We start from the raw sequence: 18476 nt of genomic DNA, 5'->3' as shown, positions 1-18476 counted from the left end.
GTCCTACACAGTTATAAAAGAACGAAAGGGCCGTGACATGACAATCAAAGCTGACCTTGCAGATGCCGTTGGCAACACGCCCTTGATAAAACTACGCGCCGCATCCGAAGCGACCGGTTGCACCATACTAGGCAAGGCAGAGTTCCTGAACCCAGGTCAATCGGTCAAGGACCGGGCCGCCCTTTTCATGATCAAAGATGCCATTGCGCGCGGTGATCTGAAACCGGGTGGCACGATTGTGGAAGGCACCGCAGGCAATACCGGGATCGGTTTGGCGCTGGTGGGTGCCTCGATGGGCTTTAAGACCGTGATCGTCATTCCTGAGACGCAAAGCCAGGAAAAGAAGGACATGATCCGCGTGGCCGGGGCCCAGCTGGTCGAAGTGCCAGCGGTGCCTTACGCTAATCCCAACAACTACGTGAAGTATTCGGCCCGTTTGGCGGTCGAACTGAACAAGACCGAACCCAACGGCGCTGTCTGGGCAAATCAGTTTGACAACACCGCTAATCGGCAAGCGCATATTGAAACGACGGGACCCGAGATTTGGGAACAAACCGAGGGCAAGGTCGATGGCTTCACCTGTGCCTGTGGCTCTGGCGGGACATTGGCTGGTGTGGGGCAGGTGTTACAGCCTAAAGGCGTCAAGGTTGGTCTGACAGACCCTGATGGGTCCGGACTTTATAAACTATATACCAATGACGTCCCGCCTGCGGGTAATTCGATCAGTGAAGGCATCGGGCAAGGACGGATCACCGCCAACCTAGAAGGTTTCACCCCTGATTTCGCCTATAAGGTCCCCGATGCAGAGGCATTGCCAATCATCTTTGATCTGCTGCAGCACGAAGGGCTGTGCATGGGCGGCTCAACAGGCATCAATATCGCAGGTGCGATACGTTTGGCCCGCGATATGGGGCCGGGGCACACGATTGTGACGATCCTGTGCGATTATGGCACGCGCTATCAGTCGAAAATCTTCAATCCAGCATTCCTGCGCGAAAAGGGACTGCCCGTGCCAGAATGGCTTGAGGCTGAGGTTGATGTACCAACGGTTTTTGAGGACGAATGATCCGGCGTTTCATTGCAGTTTGGATGCTCGGGCTCTGCGCGGCTTGGATGCCTCTTGCGCTACACGCACAGGCCATCCCGGATGCTGTTGCGACTGGGCCTGAGGAAACCTCGTTTGAGCGGCTTGCGCAGCGGGCCGAGGACTTGGCTGCCCGTGACGATGCATCTTTGTTCGCTATCAGCCGGTTACGGGCTGAACTTGTTGTCTGGCGTGATCGTTTTTTGGCAGAATCAGAAGTCAACGCAGGTCGGTTGGCGACGGTCGATGCGCAACTGGCCGCATTGGGGCCTGTGCCAGAAGGCGGTGAAGACGCACCCGCTGTCGCGACGCGTCGTGCCGCCTTGGAAAATCAACGCCGTGAATTGATGGCACCGCGCTTATTGGCGCAAGAGGCTTTCGCGCGTGCCAATGGGTTGATCGGAGAATTTGACGCGCAATCCCTGCAACGACAGACCGATCAGTTGACGGTGCGGGGACCATCGCCGCTGAACCCGACGCATTTGGGCGCGGCAGTTGCGGCCGTTTGGGCGTTGATTGAGGTCATTGGCGTTGAAATCGGTGCAGGTTTTGGTGTCAAACTGCTATCAGGGCAGCTTTGGCAGGCCTTACCACGTGTGCTTGTGTTGCTGATCGTCGGTATTGGCTTAATGGGAGCAGGCCTAAGGTTGGTGACGCGCTGGCGTGCGCGTTTGGCAGAACGTCCGACCCGCTGGCGTCCTCTGACACTGTTCTTGCTCTCTCTGATACAGATTGTCGTACCGCTGATCGGGCTTCTGGCACTGACAGAGGCCTTGGTGTCCCTTGATATATTCGGCTTGCGCGGCGGTGACGTTGTGGACGCGATACCTGTCGCGGGGGCATTTGTCATTTTTGGCTGGTGGCTGTCGCGTCATGTGTTTCCGATGGGTGCGAAGTCGGGTTATTTGGGTTATGATGATCAGACACGGGCATCGGGCAGGCGGTACAGCAGTGCCATCGCATGGGTGCTGGCGGTCGTCACATTGGTTGGCTCCGGGTTGCGCACCATGGAGCTTTCAGAAGGCGCGGAGGCTGCGTTTGAGTGGCCTTTCTTGGTGCTATTGGGATTGCTGTTCTGGCGTCTGGGCCGGGTCATCGCAACCAAACCGCAAGAGCGGGCGGATGGCGCAGTATCGGCCGGACGCACCCGCGGGTTTATTGGCCGTTTCTGTACCGTTGTGGCCGTAGCCGCCCCGGTGATTGCAGCTTTCGGATATACGGCGGCGGGGATAGCACTTTTGATCCCGTCAATCTTGTCGGTGGCTTTGATCGCAGTTTTGTTCCTGCTGCAGCGTATCGTGCATGACCTGACGCGCACCCCGGAAAACGAAGACGATTTTCGCGGCATCTATGCGCTGATCCCCGTGTTTGTCAGCTTTGTCCTGTATCTTCTGAGCTTGCCTGTGTTTGCGTTAATCTGGGGCGCCCGCGTTGATGACCTGACTGAACTCTGGGCCCGGTTCCGTGAGGGGTTCGCCCTTGGCGATACGCGGATTTCACCGACTGATTTTCTGGCCTTCGCGGCCGTTTTTGCCGTGGGTTACTTACTGACCCGCTTTATCCAAAGTACCTTGCGTAAATCGGTTCTGCCACGCACCCGGCTTGATCTGGGCGGCCAAAACGCGATTGTCGCGGGGTTTGGCTATGTTGGTATCATCCTTGCGGCGATTGTTGCGATTACCAGCGCGGGCATTGATCTATCGAACCTCGCGATTGTGGCAGGTGCGTTATCGGTGGGTATTGGTTTTGGCTTGCAAAACATTGTCTCGAACTTCGTCTCTGGCATCATCTTGTTGATCGAACGCCCCGTTAGTGAAGGCGACTGGATCGAGGTGGGTGGCCAAATGGGCTATGTGCGTGCGATTTCAGTGCGCTCGACCCGGATTGAGACGTTTGATCGTACCGATGTCATCATCCCCAACGCGGATCTGGTCAGTGGACAGGTGACAAACTGGACCCGCGGCAATCTGGTGGGCCGTGTGATCGTGCCGGTGGGTGTGGCTTATGGCACTGACGTCGATAAAGTGACCGAGATTTTGCGCGGTATCGCTGAGGCGCATCCTTTGGTCGTGATGTCGCCGCCACCTACGATCTTGTTCCAGGGGTTTGGCGCGGATTCGCTTGATTTTGAGATCCGGGCGATCTTGCGTGATGTGAATTACGTGCTCGTGACGAAATCCGAGATGAACCATGCGATTGCAAAAGAATTCGCCGCTGCCGGCATTGAAATACCGTTTGCCCAGCGTGATATCTGGTTGCGTAACCCCGAAGTATTGAAGGAAACGCCCGCCAAATGACCGAGTTAATGTTTCGTGATGATCCTTACGCCAAGGAAGCCATTGGCAAAGTGACGGCCATCACCTCGGAAGGGGGGATCGTACTGAACGGGACGGTCTTTTATCCCACGTCGGGTGGACAACCCGGCGATAGCGGCACGTTGCGTTGGGATGGCAGAGAGATTGAGATCGCGACAACCGTTAAGGGCGACGGCGGCACTGTCGTGCTGGTGCCCGCTGAACCTGCCGGTCTGCCCAACGTGGGGCAAAAGGTAACGCAGATCCTCAACTGGGATCGTCGCTATCGGCACATGCGCGTGCACACGGCACTGCATCTGCTATCCGTTGTGATCCCGCTGCCTGTTTCGGGCGGGGCCATCGGGGCAGAGAAGGGGCGTTTGGACTTTGATATGCCCGACGCCCCCGAGGATAAGGCCGCGCTGGAAGACGACCTCAATCGCCTGATCGCCTGTAACATGGCGGTGACAGACGAATGGATCACCGACGCGGATCTCGATGCGCAGCCGGAATTGGTGAAAACGATGTCTGTGCAGCCGCCACGCGGCAGCGGCAAGATACGTCTTGTGCGGATCGGGGTCGGGGCCGAGACAGCCGATTTGCAGCCTTGTGGCGGCACCCACGTCGCGAACACCAGCGAGATTGGGCAGGTGCGCTTGGGTAAGATCGAAAAGAAAGGCCGTCAGAACCGACGCGTCTATTTGCATCTGGAGTAAGTGCTTTGCGTGGATTGGCAGTTTTGATCGCAGCCGTTTTGTGCTTTGCACAGCCTGCCGTGGCACAGAATTACGAAGGATGCTCGCCCGCACAATCAAGGATCGTTGCAGATGCTTTGCGGACGGCAAAGGACCTAACGCTTAAAGCGGCCGTCGCTGTCGGTGACACGAACGACTACCAGCGCTGGTTTGGCGACTATTCTCGACAGAATGCAGAACAGGTCCGGGCAAATCTGAAGGCGGTGGTCACGGCCTTGCGCAGTGGTGGGGTGACTGCGCAATGCGACACGGTCATGGACGATGGCTGCACCGGTCGAGAATACGCATGGGTGCTTTTGGACGAACCTTACTTAATGCACCTGTGCCCTTCGTTTTTTGACTTGCCGCCATTGACGGCCCTACGCCCGGGTGACAGGCGCAGCGATAATGGCACCCGCGAAGGCACAATCGTGCATGAGGTGTCGCATTTCCGGCGTGTCGCGGACACGCTGGATCATTGCTATTCACGCACGGAATGTGCGCGTATGGCGCGGGATGATGCGCGCCGCGCGATCAACAACGCAGACAGCTACCAGTACTTCACCGAAGATGTGACCTATTTCGCGCGACAGCCCTTGGCCAACAAACCACCACCGGCACCGCGCGCAAACCGCTAGTCGCGGTTCAGGTCCTGACCAAACAGATCACGCTCAATCGGCTGATCCAGCATCTGTTCGGACTCAGGCAATCCTTCGCGCGATAGCAGTACTGCAAAGGGGCGCAGGTTCGGCACATGGCTGCACACCACCATCATCATCACCATGATGGGCACCGACAAAAACATCCCCGGAATGCCCCAGACAGCGCCCCAAAAGGCCAGCGACAGAATGATGCCAAAGGATGATAACCGCAGAGCGCGGCCCATCAGCATGGGGTCAATGATACTGCCATTAACGAATTGAATAACGCCCGCGATCAGGAAGACTGCCAAGGTGATCGTTGGATCGCCTATCTCGACATGCGCAACCAATGCGATCAGGGCGGTTGCAACGATTGAACCTATATTGGGGATGAAGTTCAGCACGAAGGTGATAATGCCCAGCGACGTAGCAAGCTCTAACCCAAAGGCCTGAGCCAGCACGAAGATCATCGCGCCGGTTATTGCGCTGATCACTGTTTTCACCAGCAGGTAATAGTTCACGCGATGGATGATGGATTGAATAATCTTGCCGACGCGTTCGGCCTGTGCCTCATCGCCGACAAGGCTGTGTAGCTTGGTCTGAAACCAGATCCGCTCGGCGAAAAGAAAACCGACGAACAGGATAATCAGCACAGTGGCCTGCGTCACGCCGCTTGCCTGACTGGCCGCACCCCGCAGGTAGCTTGAAACGTCCACCGAGCGCAGCGCGTTCGAAATCGCAAGCTGGCTGTCATCGCCCGCCCATGCAAAGAGCGAGGCCACAGCAGAAGGCGCGCGCTCCGCATAGGACAGGGTCGTCACCAGCACCGTATTGATTTGTGCCAATAGAATAGAGGTCAGGGTGAGCAAGGCGGCTGCAATCAGAACCATCGCTGCAATACTGGCCAATGTGTTGGGCACCCGAAATGGTCCAATGCGTTGGCGCGCGATAAAGTTGATGACATCACTGGTCAGGCTGAAAAGAATGATCGCCGTAGCCAGTGAAATCAGCACGAAACGGGCCTGGACCAGCAAGAAAAGCACAACAGCGAAGGCAATAATAATCAGCGCGCCGGTCTGTAGGCGGGTCGTTTCGCTTGGCCTTTCAGCTTTGCCGGTTTTTGGCGGATCATGCAGCATCTGCTGTCAGGCCTCTTATCATCGAAGTCTTGTTTGTACGGTGCAGGCGGGGTTGCCGTAAAGGGGGCTCACAAACATATGTTTGGGGTCTTGCATTGGCAGGGTAGAAAGGGCTAAACGCACGCCACGGACAGGTGGCCGAGTGGTCGAAGGCGCACGCCTGGAAAGTGTGTAGGCGGGAGACCGTCTCCAGGGTTCGAATCCCTGTCTGTCCGCCACATTGTCAGGCATTTTCAACTTTTTGCCGCACACCGACTGAGTTGGTGTGTTGTTCAAGCGAAATGGTCCAGCTTAAGTTGATATTAAACCCTGACGGTCATGGTGTCCCCAATCTGTTTTGTTGATTGAGGCACCCATGGCGTTCAAGAACGGTCTTCTACTGTCCAGAAAGCTGCCCGCGATCATCGCGGCCCTTTGCATCATGGCGAGCGTCAGCATCGCCATCGTGGGCTACATGGATTTTCGATCAGCGGTTACTGCGGAGGCGCGCAACAACCTGCGTGTCATAACACAAAGCCGGGGTGACGCCCTGGCTACCTGGTTTGATAATTTGGGTAAGGATGTTTCGACTTTTGGAACTGATCCAAGTTTTGCGTCCGCTGTTAATGCATTCTCAAACTCATATGGTTTGATGATCGACAGCGCAGGTTTGCAAACGGCTTACATCACTGAAAACCCCAACCCAATTGGGAAAAAGGACCAGCTTGATCAAGCCGAAGGTTCGATCCCTTACCATTTTCAACACGGGCAATTTCATCCGTATTTCAGACAGATTAGGGACTACGCGGGCTACTACGATCTGTTTTTGTTCAATTTGGAAGGGGATATGCTTTACTCGGTCTTCAAAGAGGTAGACTTTGCAACGAATTTTGTCAGCGGTCCATTTGCAGACACCGGTCTTGCAGAAGCCTATCGTCAAGCCGTTAAAGGCGAGCGAGGCGAGATCTATTTCGCTGATTTCATGCCCTATGCACCAAGCGATGGTGCTGCCGCTGCATTTTTGGCGACCCCTATCTTTGACGGCAGCGGAGCGATGATTGGCGTAGCTGCTGTACAAGTGCCAGCTTACCAGATGAATTTGATCACGACAAATGCAACGGGACTTGGTCAGACAGGTGATTTTTATGTTGTCGGTCCTGATCTGTTGACCAGAAGCCTCTCGCGATTTCAGGAAAATGATGATATTTTGCAGGACGTTGCTGGCATTGGCGTAGCTGGTGAAGTCTTGTCCAGTCAAGCGCCTGTTGTTGGTGACGCCTTGGGGCTACAGGGGCAGCGTGTTCAAACCAAGGGAACGCTTATTCAGGTTTTTGACCAGCAATGGGTCGTTGTCGGTGAGAAAGACCAAGACGAAGTAAACGCCCCCGTCGTTGCTGCGCGCAACAAGATGATCGTCATTACACTTTTCGTTGCCGGTTTAGGTGCATTTCTGGGGTGGCTGACGGCGCGATCTGTTGTGCAACCTTTGGCCCGGTTGGGTGATGCTATGCAAAGTGTTTCGGAAAAGACCTATGACATTGATCTTTCTGACACCAAGCGTCGTGACGAAATTGGTAAGCTGTTTGTAGGCCTTGAGAGCTTTCGCGATAGCCTGCGGAACTCTGATATTGCTGAGGAAGAGCGTCAAGCGTTGCAAGCCAAACAAGTTGAGGTGGTCAACAAGCTGAGTACTGCGCTAGGAAAACTGGCAGATGGCGATCTGAAGCAGTTAATCACCACGCCATTTCACGGTGAATATGATCAGCTTCGTCAGGACTATAACCGCACTGTCGAAAATCTAAACCAAACGATCGGATCCGTTGTGATCAAGGCAGGATCAATTCGGCAACGCTCTGACTCGATGAGCAAATCATCAGATGATCTGTCACGTCGCACAGAAAACCAAGCTGCCACACTAGAGCAAACAGCAGCAGCTTTGGATGAACTCACCGCAAGTGTGAAATCTGCGGCAGAAGGTGCACGGCAAGTGAAAGACGTCGTTGGCGATGCACGGCAGGACGCAATTGAGAGTGAACCGGTGGTTCAAAGCGCTGTGCGCGCCATGACAGAAATCGAAGGATCTTCTGAGCAAATCTCGCAGATTATCGGTGTCATTGATGATATTGCCTTTCAGACCAACCTGCTGGCCCTCAACGCAGGTGTTGAGGCCGCGCGTGCCGGCGAAGCGGGGCGTGGTTTTGCGGTTGTCGCATCCGAAGTTCGGGCGTTGGCGCAAAGATCATCAGATGCGGCAAAGCAGATCAAAGGGTTGATCAGTGAAAGCTCTGGTCAGGTAGAACGTGGTGTCAGCTTGGTTGGGCAAGCCGGCGAGGTGCTGACGAAAATCGCCGGTCACATCAATCATATCTCAGATCTTGTGGCCGAGATCGCGTCAGGTGCAGAAGAACAGTCAGTGGGTTTGGGCGAGATTAACATTGGCGTTACGCAGCTCGATAAGGTCACGCAGCAAAATGCGGCAATGGTCGAAGAGGCCAGTGCTGGTAGCCACGCCCTAAATGGTGATGCAGCGGAACTGGCCGAAATGGTTACCCGTTTTCAGTTACACGAAACCGCTGGTGCATCGCGACCCATTCCTGACAATGTCGCACAGTTTGTACCTCAACCAGCGAATGATGCTTTGCACGACAGTGTGCGGGCAACTCCGGTGAGCGAACCCGTTCGCGCGGCGTCAGGTGGTAGATCCGGCGATAACATCTGGCATGATTTTTAACCGTAACTACGCCGTAAGTTCTGCCAAATGCTGGACTGAGCCGACAATTGAGGATGCACCTATCGCGCAGTGCTTTTGAACATTTGTCGTCGGGCTCGGCGCGTTATTAAAGTCGTTTGATTGGCAAAGTGATCCAACTTAGAACCCGCGACGCCTCATGTTCCAAGATTGATGCTTGCATGCACATCAACGACTTGAACGCGGCCTTCTTTTTTCGGTTCACTGATAGGATTTATCGGGCTAAAAATGCCAAGTCACAGCAAAAAGAAGAATTGGCTCCGACGGTAGGGATCGAACCTACGACCAATTGATTAACAGTCAACTGCTCTACCGCTGAGCTACGTCGGAACACTCGCGCCCATATAGCAACGAGATTTCAGGACGTCCAGAGGGATTTACGCTGTTTATGCGAAAGTTCTAACGCGCAGCTATCCCAAACCGCGCCGTTGCAGACAGATGCGGTTCAGCTGTAACTTTACCCCGCTCATGCAGATCGACCAAATGGGCAAATACATTGCGCTCGGCCGCACCTAACAAGGCAGATGATACATCGGTATAGACCTCTTTTGTGACCTCTTGCGCCGTCGCCGGCTGCGCCTGAAGTGCATCCAGTATTTGGGCCTCGCGGGTCTTGCGATGTGCTATCAGCCACGCCAGCCGTGCCGCAGGATCGAGAACAGGCGCACCATGTCCGGGATAGTAGATATCAGCCGTTACATTCTTCAATTTGTCGCATGACGCCATGAAATCAGTCAAATCTCCATCAGGTGGCGAGACAAGCGAACTGGACCATCCCATGATATGATCACCTGTAAAAACGGCACGACCCCAAACAAAACACAGATGGTTCCCGATGTGGCCGGGTGTATGCAGGGCCGTCACCCGCCCCCACGATCCTGCGACCGTATCACCATCACGCAAGCATTGATCCGGTGCAAATGCGTCATCAATCCCTTCGCCGCCACCGGCCAAACCTGCCTTGGCCAGACGCGCCATTACTGCACTGCGTCCCGCCGCGCTATCACCAAAGGCGTAGGTCGGTGCGCCGGTCAGCCCGGACAGAGGCGCCGCTAAGGGTGAATGGTCCAGATGGCTATGTGTCAAAAGGATATGCGACACCGGGCGTCCGGCGATTGCCATTTTCAAAGCGGCGAGGTGCGCTGCGTCGTCTGGTCCAGGGTCAATGATGGCAAGGGTTTCGCGCCCCAACAGATACGTATTTGTGCCCAGACAGGTCATTGGTGACGGATTAGGTGCCAACACAAGTGCCAGATCTTCCGCCAAGGCAAATGGCTGGCCTGCTATGGGCGTAAATTCTGTCATCGCAAGTGCTTTCCGTTTGGCGTCGGGACCGTTAGCGTAGCGCCATGTTCTTTGGTTGGCTCAAAAAATATATGCCGCGCGGCATTTATGCCCGGGCGGCGCTTATTCTGATTTTGCCAATTCTGCTTTTGCAATTGCTGGTCTCGGTTGTCTTCATTCAGCGCCACTTTGACGGTGTGACACGTCTGATGACAAGTGCGGTGAACATTGAACTGCGTTTTCTGGTGGATACGGCAAACGCCGAGGCCGGATTGGATGACGCACGCGCGGCAATTGCGATGATTGATGCACCACTCCAGATCACCACGGCGCTGCCCGCCGATGATGTTGTGGCGGCGGATATCAAACCGTTCGTGGATTTGACGGGTGCCATGGTGATTGAGACCCTGCGCCGTGGTGTGGATGACATCTTGGCCGTGTCGCTGGCCGACAGGCGCCGCGTTGTCGTTTGGGCGCAGACCCGGCATGGCCCCTTGAAAATGGATTTGAGCCGGCGCCGCGTGTCGGCGTCCAACCCGCATCAGCTTTTGGTGATCATGGTGGTGCTGGGTGGGTTGATGACGGCAATTGCCTATATCTTTCTGCGCAACCAATTACGCCCGATCAAACGTATGGCGCGCGCGGCGGCTGATTACGGTAAGGGGCGAATAACACCATTTACGCCCACCGGCGCAGTTGAGGTGCGTGCGGCCGGCATGGCTTTTCTTGACATGCGCAACCGGCTGGAACGCCAAACCCAAAGCCGCACAATGATGCTGTCTGGCGTGAGCCATGACTTGCGAACGCCTTTGACCCGTATGCGTCTTGGATTGTCGATGTTGGATCCGAAAGATGCAGAGCCACTTGGGCATGATGTGGATGATATGGAGCGGCTGCTGGATGCCTTCCTTGATTTTGCACGCAGTGATGCGGGCGACAGTTTAGAACCGACATCGCCGTCAACCATCGTGCAGGCGGTTCTGGACGATGCAAAACGGATGGGGCAAGACGTGAGTTTGGGCGCGATTGAGGGACCTGATGATCCCGTCGGTTTGCGCCCATTGGCGATCCGCCGCGCCATGGACAATCTGGTCGGCAATGCCTTGCGATATGGCACACGCGCCGAGATTGGGGTCAGTGTGACGGATCGCGCAGTGCGTTTCTGGGTTGAGGATGACGGCCCCGGCATTCCCGCCGACCGCCACGATGAGGCGCTGAGCCCGTTTGTCAGGCTCGACCCCGCGCGCAATCAAGATAAGGGCAGCGGTGTTGGGCTTGGTCTGTCGATTGTTGCTGACATCGCCCGGACCCATGGGGGCGTCCTACGTCTGAGTGACAGCAAGCGTTTGGGTGGACTGAAGGCCGAAGTTGTGCTGGCCCGTTAAAGAAATGCATAAAAAACAGTCAATTATCTACCGTTCTATCTCTGAGATCTGCTGTGCCGTCATGGGGGCGTTGCGGCCACGGTCCTTTGCTGTAGGGTTAACGAATGATTAAGAGTATGACGTTTTTTGATGAGATGCTGTCTGACGACGGCGCGCGTGCGCCCTATGACGCGTATCAAGGATGGTTTGCCGGGCAGGACAACACCCGGCTTGCCAACAAAGCCCAAGAAGCAGAGGCGTTTTTCAGGCGTACCGGTATTACGTTCAACGTCTATGGCCAAACGGACGCCGAAGAACGACTGATCCCCTTTGATCTTGTGCCGCGTATTCTGTCGAACCGCGAATGGACGAAGCTGTCCAAAGGTATTGATCAACGGGTGCGTGCGATCAATGCGTTCCTGCATGACATCTACAATCGTCAGGAAATTCTGCGGGCAGGGGTCGTTCCGATTGATCTGATTGCCCAGAACGAGGCGTTTTTGCCCCAGATGATTGGCTTTAGCCCACCAGGCGATGTCTACACCCATATCGTAGGCACAGATATCGTGCGCACCGGGCAAGATGATTTCTACGTGCTTGAAGACAATGCGCGCACGCCATCTGGCGTGAGCTACATGCTCGAAAATCGTGAAACGATGTTGCAGATGTTTCCCGAACTTTTCAGCAAGATCAAAGTCCAACCCGTCAGTGATTATCCCAAAAGCCTGCGGCGTTCCTTGGCAGCCTGCGCGCCACATGGCTGCGATGGCCGCCCTTGCGTTGCTGTGCTGACGCCGGGCATCCACAACTCGGCTTACTACGAACACAGCTTTCTTGCCGATCAGATGGGTGTGGAACTGGTCGAAGGCCACGATCTGCGTGTGGTTGACGGCCATATCGCGATGCGCACAACGCGCGGCTACAAACGCATTGATGTGCTTTATCGCCGGGTTGACGATGATTTTCTCGACCCGCTGACGTTCAACCCAACCTCAATGCTCGGCGTGCCCGGCATTATGGATGTGTACCGCGCAGGCAATATCACGATTGCCAATGCGCCCGGCACCGGGATTGCCGATGATAAGGCGATCTATAGCTATATCCCTGATATTGTAGAGTTCTACACCGGTGAACGGGCTATCCTGAAGAACGTCGAAACGTACCGCTGTTCAGAGCCCGATATGCTGGCCTACGTTCTGGACAATCTGGCTGATCTGGTGGTGAAAGAGGTGCATGGCTCGGGCGGGTACGGGATGTTGGTGGGGCCTGCGGCCAACAAAAAGGAACTGTCGGACTTTGCAGCCAAACTGAAGGCGAACCCTGCGAATTACATCGCGCAGCCCACGCTGTCGCTGTCCACAGTGCCGATATTCACCGAAGCGGGGCTTGCACCGCGCCACGTTGATCTGCGCCCCTTTGCGCTGGTCTCACCTGATGGGGTGAATATCACCCCCGGCGGTCTGACCCGTGTTGCCCTGACCGAGGGCAGCCTTGTCGTGAACTCAAGCCAAGGCGGCGGCACCAAAGATACTTGGATATTGGAAGACTAGGATGCTGGGAAAAACCGCAGGTGGTCTTTATTGGATGTTCCGGTCGTTGGAGCGCGCGGAAAACACCGCCCGTTTGGTCGAAGCCGGGTTTCGCATCGCGCTGACCCGGTCAACAAGTGCCGAAGCCGAGTGGAAATCCGTGATTGTGACGTCAGCATCGCAAGCGGCCTACACGGCAAAGTATAGCCATTACGACAGCGAATCCGTCGTGCATTTTCTGTTGCAGGACACCGATAATCCCAGTTCGGTCCTCTCGGTGATCAAAGCGGCCCGCGACAATGCGCGGCTGGTGCGCACCGGGTTGACGTCAGAAGTGTGGACCAGCGTAAATGAGACATGGATGGTGCTGACCGAACTGCTCAAATCCCCGATCCCGCAGACCGAATTACCTGCGGCCCTTGCTGTGATCAGGGCGCAATCGGCGGTTGTCAGGGGCGCTTTGCACGGCACGATGTTGCGCAATGACATCTATGATTTCTGTCGCCTGGGCACATTCGTGGAGCGGATGGATAGTACGGCGCGGATCATTGATGTGAAATACTACTCCCTTTTGCCCGCACCATCCTTCGTAGGCAGTCGCCTTGATAACGTGCAATGGGAAACGATCCTTCGCTCGGTGTCCGCGCATCGGTCATTCCGCTGGGCGGCGGAAGGTGATTTTACAGCACCAGCTATCGCGAATTTTCTGATTTTGGACGGACGCATGCCGCGATCCCTACGGTTTTGCGCGGGTAAGATTGTCGATAACCTTGGTTATCTTGGGCTAGAGGATGATACACCGAAGCCGTCACTTCAGATGGCCGAAAGGCTTTGTGCGCGCCTCAAAGACCGCGATATTGCGTCGATCTTTGAAGAAGGTCTGCACGAGTTCCTGCTGAGCGTGATTAATGAGAATGCCCGCATCGGACAGCAGATCGAGCAAGACTATAGGTTCAATAACTGATGCAACTGCAAATCCGTCATACAACCACATACAGCTACGACCAACCCGTTGATTACGCTTTGCAAAAGGTGCGCCTGCGCCCGCAACGGGTTGCTGTGCAGGACGTCATCGACTGGGATATCGTGATCGCCGGCGGGCAGATCGAAACACATTATACCGACCATTATGGCAATCACGTCGATCTGGTAAATGTTGATGTGGGTGCGACCGAAGTAACGATCACCGCGCAAGGAACCATCGTGACCAATGATGCCTCGGGTGTGTTGGGCAAGATCTATGGCCGCGCGCCCCTATGGCATTTCCAGCAACCAACAGAGGCCACCAGCCCGGGTGATGGCATTATGAAACTGGCGGCCGGATTAGCGGGTGCACAGGATCGTATCGCTGCGTTACATGACCTGTCAGAGCGCATTTTGAAGGCGGCCCCTTACAAGGTCGGTGCGACACACAGCCGGACACTGGCTGAAGAGGCGCTGAGCGCGGGCGGCGGCGTTTGCCAAGACCACGCACAAATCTTCATCGCGGCAGCGCGCACGCAAGGGATACCTGCCCGTTATGTCAGCGGATATCTGATGATCAACGACCAGATTGATCAAGAAGCCACCCATGCTTGGGCCGAAGCGCATATTGATGGGCTGGGCTGGGTCGGCTTTGATGTGTCCAACGGTGTATCCCCGGATGAAAAATATGTGCGCATTGCCGTGGGCCGTGACGCGCGCGACGCTGCCCCAACGGAAGGGCTGCGTATGGGTGATGCTGTCGAGCAGATGATTGTATCCTTGCAGGTTCAGCAGTAAGCAGTTCCAAGACACATCTGGAATCTGCACAACATGACATATTGTATCGGGCTAAAGCTAAATCACGGCCTTGTTTTTATGTCCGATACGCGCACCAGCGCCGGTGTGGATAACTTTGCCGTCAGCAAAAAGATGTTCACCTGGGCTGTGCCGGGCGAGCGGATGATCACAATCATGACCGCTGGCAATCTGGCCACAACACAGTCCATGATCAGCCTGCTTGAGGAACGCTCGAAAGCGATGGAAGAGCGTGATCCCAGCATTTTGCAGGAAACGACTATGTTTCAGGTCGCCCGCCTTGTTGGTGCCACCTTGAAAGAGGTGATTGGCGACAGCACCAACGATGGCCAACTCAAGCAAGATCAGTTTTCGGCCTCGGTGATCGTTGGTGGGCAGATCAAAGGCGGGAAACCTACGGTGTTCTTGGTCTATCCACAGGGCAATTTCATCGAGATCACAGATGATACACCCTTCTTTCAGATCGGTGAGACAAAGTATGGCAAGCCGATCCTTGTGCGCGCCTACGACCCCGAGATGAGCTTTGAAGATGCACTGAAGTTGCTTCTTGTGTCATTCGATTCAACAATAAAATCAAATCTTTCCGTTGGGTTACCCTTCGACCTTCAAGTCTATGTCACAGATAGTTTTGAGGTTGGTAAAACGCGACGGATTGACGACAGCGACCCGATTTATCAGGCGATTTCGGCTGGCTGGGGCGATGCACTCAAAGCCGCATTTCAACAACTGCCAGCCTATAAGCTTTAGGTCGAATTACTGGCGGAGAGACAGGGATTCGAACCCTGGGTAGGCTTGCACCCACAACGGTTTTCGAGACCGCCCCGTTCGACCACTCCGGCACCTCTCCGCGGGGGGTGAGCGCGTCCTACTGTGCGGTGCCTCGTGGTGCAAGAGGCAATGCACGCGACGCTGACAATTGCGTGCGCGGGCTTGGCAAACTGGGGGTGGAATGCATAACTCTCGGCTAACACGTCAATGATAGGGATATCCGATGTTTCGCTTTGCTGCTCCGATTGCTTGCGCTTTGACTTTCGCATTTACGCCCGCATGGGGGCAAACGGCTGAAGCCGACAAAATCGATAGCTTGTTTGACGCGCTTGGTCTGCCGGAAATGATCGAGATCATGCGCGAAGAGGGGCTGTCTTATGGTGAGACTTTGGCCGCAGATATGCTGCCAGGCGGCCGCTCTGATCAATGGGATCAGGCTGTGTCGGCGATTTATGACACCGATATGATGTACGAAGAGGTGCGCGGCGCGTTTGGAGAGGCTATCGCGGGCGATGATATCGACGCAATGCTGGCATTCTTTACGTCCGAGCAGGGTGAAAAGATTATCGGACTTGAAGTCAGTGCGCGCCGCGCCTTGCTTGACGATGCGGTCGAAGAGGCGAGCAAGGAAGCCGCGGCCATCGCGATGATGGACGAAACGCCACGCTATCTGATGGTGCAGGAATTTGTCGAGGCGAACGATCTGATTGAATCCAACGTCGTCGGTTCCCTGAATTCCAGCTATGCGTTCTATATCGGTTTGATCGACGGGGGTGCCATGCCCGCAGGTGTGACGCCCGAAACAGCTTTGCAAGATGTCTGGTCACAGGAACCTGATGTGCGCGGTGACACGACAGAATGGGTCTATTCTTTCCTGCTGATGGCCTATCAGCCTTTGTCGGATGATGAATTGAATGACTATATCGCCTTTTCGCGCACGCAGGCGGGGCAAGATATGACAGACGCATTGTTCTTGGCCTTCAACGGGATGTTTGACGATATCTCGCGTGCGTTGGGGCTGGCGTCATCGCGGTTCATGATCAGCCAAGAACTGTGATGCCCCCTTGGCATCGGGCCGCGCTGCGATACACTGACGTGAAACAAACGCCTTCAAGGACATTTTCATTGCACTTTTTCAAACCTGCCATCCTCGCCATTGGTTTACTTGCCGCTTGCGATCAAACCGCAGCTATCGCCCCGCAACCTGATCTGCCGCCTGATGATCCACGTCAGGCCGAGCTTCTGAAAGCAGAATGCACCATCTATTTCGCAGCTGTCGCCAAGCTGGAGGCCGATGGGCGCGAAGTTGACGGCAATCCAACGCGCGGCTGCCCACCTGAGGCAGCAGGGGTGTCGGCGGACATCAACGCGATGGTCAGTGTGCCGCCTGTGACACAAGGTTACCCACAGACATTGTATGATCGCATGATCGCCCGCGGGATCCCAACCGACGTGGCCGACGACATTTCGAAATCGCGAGCATTTTGGAATCTGGTCGCAAAACGTGACAGTCTGCTGGCCGGTTTCTAGACACCATAGACCATCAGGGCAGTGACCAACGCACCAGGACTAGTCTGATAAAGCCCCATATCGGATTGCAGTTGGATAATGCGGGCAGGGCGGTCCCTTTCCGGAATTCCGGCGGCATCCATGGCTTTTGTTAGCACCGGACCACCGCCAGCACGGATATCCGTCTTGATGACCTCGTAGTTTGATTTGACGATTAGTTCGACTTGCCCGCGTCGTTTTTCATAGGCGGCATTGCCGATGACCGTGCCCACCCCTGAGATGGGCAACATCAAAGGGTTGCCCAGGTGGTTGGCTTCTTGTGTACAGGCGGTTGTGAGAATGAGTGCAATGATTGGCCAGCGCATGGGTTTTTGAACCTTCTTTTGGGTTGACTTAAAAGGGGATTGGTCACATAAGCCGCCATCTCTGCAAGTGACTTGTAGAGTAAAAGCGAAAACTCGCCCAAGGGCGCGCTGTCCACAGGTATCAAACGCCGGACCGATCCGGGGCCTCAGAGACGCGAAAGATAAAGGAATATCAAATGTTTGCGGTTCTGAAGACCGGTGGCAAGCAGTACAAAGTGGCCTCTGGCGACGTATTGCGTGTCGAAAAGCTTGCTGCGAAAGCAGGCGACAAAGTTCAATTCAACGAAGTGCTTATGGTGGGCTCCACAGTGGGTACGCCAACAGTTGCAGGCGCAGGCGTGCAGGCTGAGGTGATTGACCAGATCAAAGGCGAAAAGACGATCAACTTCGTTAAGCGTCGCCGTAAGCACGGCAGCCAGCGTACCAAAGGCCACCGTCAGCAACTGACATTGGTGCGTATCGCTGAGATCCTTGAAAAAGGTGCAGACAAGTCTGGCGTTATGGCCGCAGTGTCTGGCGCAGGGACTGCTTATGTAACGGGTGCCAATGGTGCGCCGACATCTAAAAAGGCTGCTGCCGCGGCCGAGCGCGCGTCAAAGCCAAAGGCTGAGAAGGCGAAAGCTGCACCAAAGCCGAAGGCAGAGCCAAAAGCAAAAGCCGAACCAAAAGCCAAGACGGCGCCGAAAGCTGCTGCAGGTTCTGATGACCTAAGCAAAATCAGCGGCGTTGGTCCGGTTATCGTCAAGAAGCTGCACGCTGAAGGCGTGACAACATTCGCACAAATCGCGGCATGGACGCCGGAGGATGTGGCTGCTATGGACGAGAAACTGAATTTCAAAGGTCGTATCGACCGCGATGAGTGGCTCAAGCAAGCCGCAGAATTCGCTAAAGGTTAAGGAGAGACCAAGTGGCACATAAAAAAGCAGGCGGTTCATCCCGTAACGGACGCGACTCAGCGGGTCGTCGTCTTGGCGTCAAAAAATTCGGCGGCGAAGTCGTCGTTCCCGGTAACATCATCATGCGTCAACGTGGCACAAAGATGTGGCCAGGTATGGGCGTTGGCATGGGCAAGGATCATACGATTTTTGCGACCATTGATGGCAACGTCAAATTCCATAAAGGCCTGAAAGGCCGCACCTTTATTTCGGTTCTTCCAGTGGCGGAGGCCGCTGAATAAGCCGATAGTTCCAAGGTAACGCAAATTTGGGGGATCGGTGTTCACCGGTCCCCCTTTTTTATTCATAGTTTTGCCACCATG

At 55.2% G+C, this 18476-nt stretch carries 17 protein-coding genes and 3 tRNA genes; 15 read left to right on the top strand and 5 right to left on the bottom strand.

The features are described from left to right. Positions 1 to 37: 37 nt before the first annotated feature. From MWU60_RS03325 to MWU60_RS03310, 4 genes are read left to right on the top strand one after another with little or no spacing between them, the layout of a single operon-like run. Positions 38 to 1066 (top strand): cysteine synthase A, encoded by a 1029-nt coding sequence (locus tag MWU60_RS03325; RefSeq protein ID WP_247225621.1) that lies wholly within the window; start codon positions 38 to 40, stop codon positions 1064 to 1066. Positions 1067 to 1113: 47 nt separating this feature from the next. After that, positions 1114 to 3381 carry a DUF3772 domain-containing protein gene (locus tag MWU60_RS03320; RefSeq protein ID WP_247225620.1) on the top strand — a complete coding sequence of 756 codons (2268 nt, stop codon included), beginning with the start codon at positions 1114 to 1116 and terminating at the stop codon, positions 3379 to 3381. Then, positions 3378 to 4094: an alanyl-tRNA editing protein gene (locus MWU60_RS03315; RefSeq protein WP_247225619.1), complete on the top strand. Its 717-nt coding sequence runs from the start codon at positions 3378 to 3380 to the stop codon at positions 4092 to 4094. Before MWU60_RS03320 ends, MWU60_RS03315 begins: the two co-directional genes overlap by 4 nt. Positions 4095 to 4108: 14 nt before the next feature. After that, positions 4109 to 4750 (top strand): M35 family metallo-endopeptidase, encoded by a 642-nt coding sequence (locus MWU60_RS03310; RefSeq protein ID WP_247225618.1) that lies wholly within the window; start codon positions 4109 to 4111, stop codon positions 4748 to 4750. On the opposite strand, the gene MWU60_RS03305 is transcribed toward MWU60_RS03310, so the two are convergent. Beyond that, the gene (locus tag MWU60_RS03305; protein WP_247225617.1) at positions 4747 to 5892 is read right to left on the bottom strand and encodes an AI-2E family transporter; all 1146 of its coding nucleotides are present in this window, start codon (positions 5890 to 5892) and stop codon (positions 4747 to 4749) included. The genes MWU60_RS03310 and MWU60_RS03305 overlap by 4 nt on opposite strands. 128 nt (positions 5893 to 6020) lie before the next feature. Here MWU60_RS03305 and MWU60_RS03300 point away from each other — a divergent pair. After that, positions 6021 to 6110: transfer RNA gene (locus MWU60_RS03300), tRNA-Ser, on the top strand. A gap of 137 nt (positions 6111 to 6247) precedes the next feature. Then, complete coding sequence (locus MWU60_RS03295) at positions 6248 to 8602, top strand: methyl-accepting chemotaxis protein (protein ID WP_247225616.1); 2355 nt, start codon at positions 6248 to 6250, stop codon at positions 8600 to 8602. Positions 8603 to 8875: 273 nt separating this feature from the next. Here the strand turns inward: MWU60_RS03295 and MWU60_RS03290 are convergent. Together MWU60_RS03290 and MWU60_RS03285 are read right to left on the bottom strand one after the other, a co-directional pair. Further along, a tRNA-Asn gene (locus MWU60_RS03290) sits at positions 8876 to 8950 on the bottom strand. Positions 8951 to 9019: 69 nt separating this feature from the next. After that, positions 9020 to 9925 carry an MBL fold metallo-hydrolase gene (locus MWU60_RS03285; protein WP_247225615.1) on the bottom strand — a complete coding sequence of 302 codons (906 nt, stop codon included), beginning with the start codon at positions 9923 to 9925 and terminating at the stop codon, positions 9020 to 9022. 44 nt (positions 9926 to 9969) lie between these two features. Here MWU60_RS03285 and MWU60_RS03280 point away from each other — a divergent pair, with 44 nt between their 5' ends. The 5 genes from MWU60_RS03280 to MWU60_RS03260 all read left to right on the top strand — a co-directional run bounded on the left by MWU60_RS03280 (position 9970) and on the right by MWU60_RS03260 (position 15323). Continuing rightward, the gene (locus MWU60_RS03280; RefSeq protein ID WP_247225614.1) at positions 9970 to 11289 is read left to right on the top strand and encodes an ATP-binding protein; all 1320 of its coding nucleotides are present in this window, start codon (positions 9970 to 9972) and stop codon (positions 11287 to 11289) included. Positions 11290 to 11393: 104 nt separating this feature from the next. After that, positions 11394 to 12818, top strand: a complete 1425-nt coding sequence (locus MWU60_RS03275) for a circularly permuted type 2 ATP-grasp protein (RefSeq protein ID WP_247225613.1) — start codon at positions 11394 to 11396, stop codon at positions 12816 to 12818. A gap of 1 nt (position 12819) precedes the next feature. Continuing rightward, entirely contained in the window at positions 12820 to 13761 is a 942-nt protein-coding gene (locus MWU60_RS03270; protein WP_247225612.1) for an alpha-E domain-containing protein, read from the top strand. Next, positions 13761 to 14558, top strand: a complete 798-nt coding sequence (locus MWU60_RS03265; RefSeq protein WP_247225611.1) for a transglutaminase family protein — start codon at positions 13761 to 13763, stop codon at positions 14556 to 14558. Before MWU60_RS03270 ends, MWU60_RS03265 begins: the two co-directional genes overlap by 1 nt. Positions 14559 to 14591: 33 nt before the next feature. Continuing rightward, positions 14592 to 15323: a peptidase gene (locus MWU60_RS03260; RefSeq protein WP_247225610.1), complete on the top strand. Its 732-nt coding sequence runs from the start codon at positions 14592 to 14594 to the stop codon at positions 15321 to 15323. Between the two features lie 10 nt (positions 15324 to 15333). On the opposite strand, the gene MWU60_RS03255 is transcribed toward MWU60_RS03260, so the two are convergent. Continuing rightward, positions 15334 to 15423, bottom strand: a tRNA-Ser gene (locus MWU60_RS03255). A 144-nt stretch (positions 15424 to 15567) separates the two neighbouring features. On the opposite strand from MWU60_RS03255, the gene MWU60_RS03250 reads away from it, so the two are divergent. Beyond that, positions 15568 to 16401 carry a DUF2059 domain-containing protein gene (locus tag MWU60_RS03250; RefSeq protein ID WP_247225609.1) on the top strand — a complete coding sequence of 278 codons (834 nt, stop codon included), beginning with the start codon at positions 15568 to 15570 and terminating at the stop codon, positions 16399 to 16401. A gap of 68 nt (positions 16402 to 16469) precedes the next feature. Then, entirely contained in the window at positions 16470 to 16874 is a 405-nt protein-coding gene (locus MWU60_RS03245; RefSeq protein WP_247225608.1) for a hypothetical protein, read from the top strand. On the opposite strand, the gene MWU60_RS03240 is transcribed toward MWU60_RS03245, so the two are convergent. Continuing rightward, the gene (locus tag MWU60_RS03240) at positions 16871 to 17218 is read right to left on the bottom strand and encodes a hypothetical protein (protein ID WP_247225607.1); all 348 of its coding nucleotides are present in this window, start codon (positions 17216 to 17218) and stop codon (positions 16871 to 16873) included. The genes MWU60_RS03245 and MWU60_RS03240 overlap by 4 nt on opposite strands. A gap of 176 nt (positions 17219 to 17394) precedes the next feature. On the opposite strand from MWU60_RS03240, the gene MWU60_RS03235 reads away from it, so the two are divergent. Together MWU60_RS03235 and rpmA are read left to right on the top strand one after the other, a co-directional pair. Beyond that, positions 17395 to 18114: a 50S ribosomal protein L21 gene (locus tag MWU60_RS03235; protein ID WP_247225606.1), complete on the top strand. Its 720-nt coding sequence runs from the start codon at positions 17395 to 17397 to the stop codon at positions 18112 to 18114. A gap of 11 nt (positions 18115 to 18125) precedes the next feature. Then, positions 18126 to 18395, top strand: a complete 270-nt coding sequence (gene rpmA / locus MWU60_RS03230) for a 50S ribosomal protein L27 (protein ID WP_008236907.1) — start codon at positions 18126 to 18128, stop codon at positions 18393 to 18395. The last annotated feature ends 81 nt before the right edge of the window (positions 18396 to 18476 follow it).

The organism is Yoonia sp. F2084L (assembly GCF_023015625.1).
Taxonomy (GTDB): domain Bacteria; phylum Pseudomonadota; class Alphaproteobacteria; order Rhodobacterales; family Rhodobacteraceae; genus Yoonia.
The sequence above is the reverse complement of the archived record's forward strand: the minus strand, read 5'-3'. Positions and strand labels throughout refer to the sequence as shown.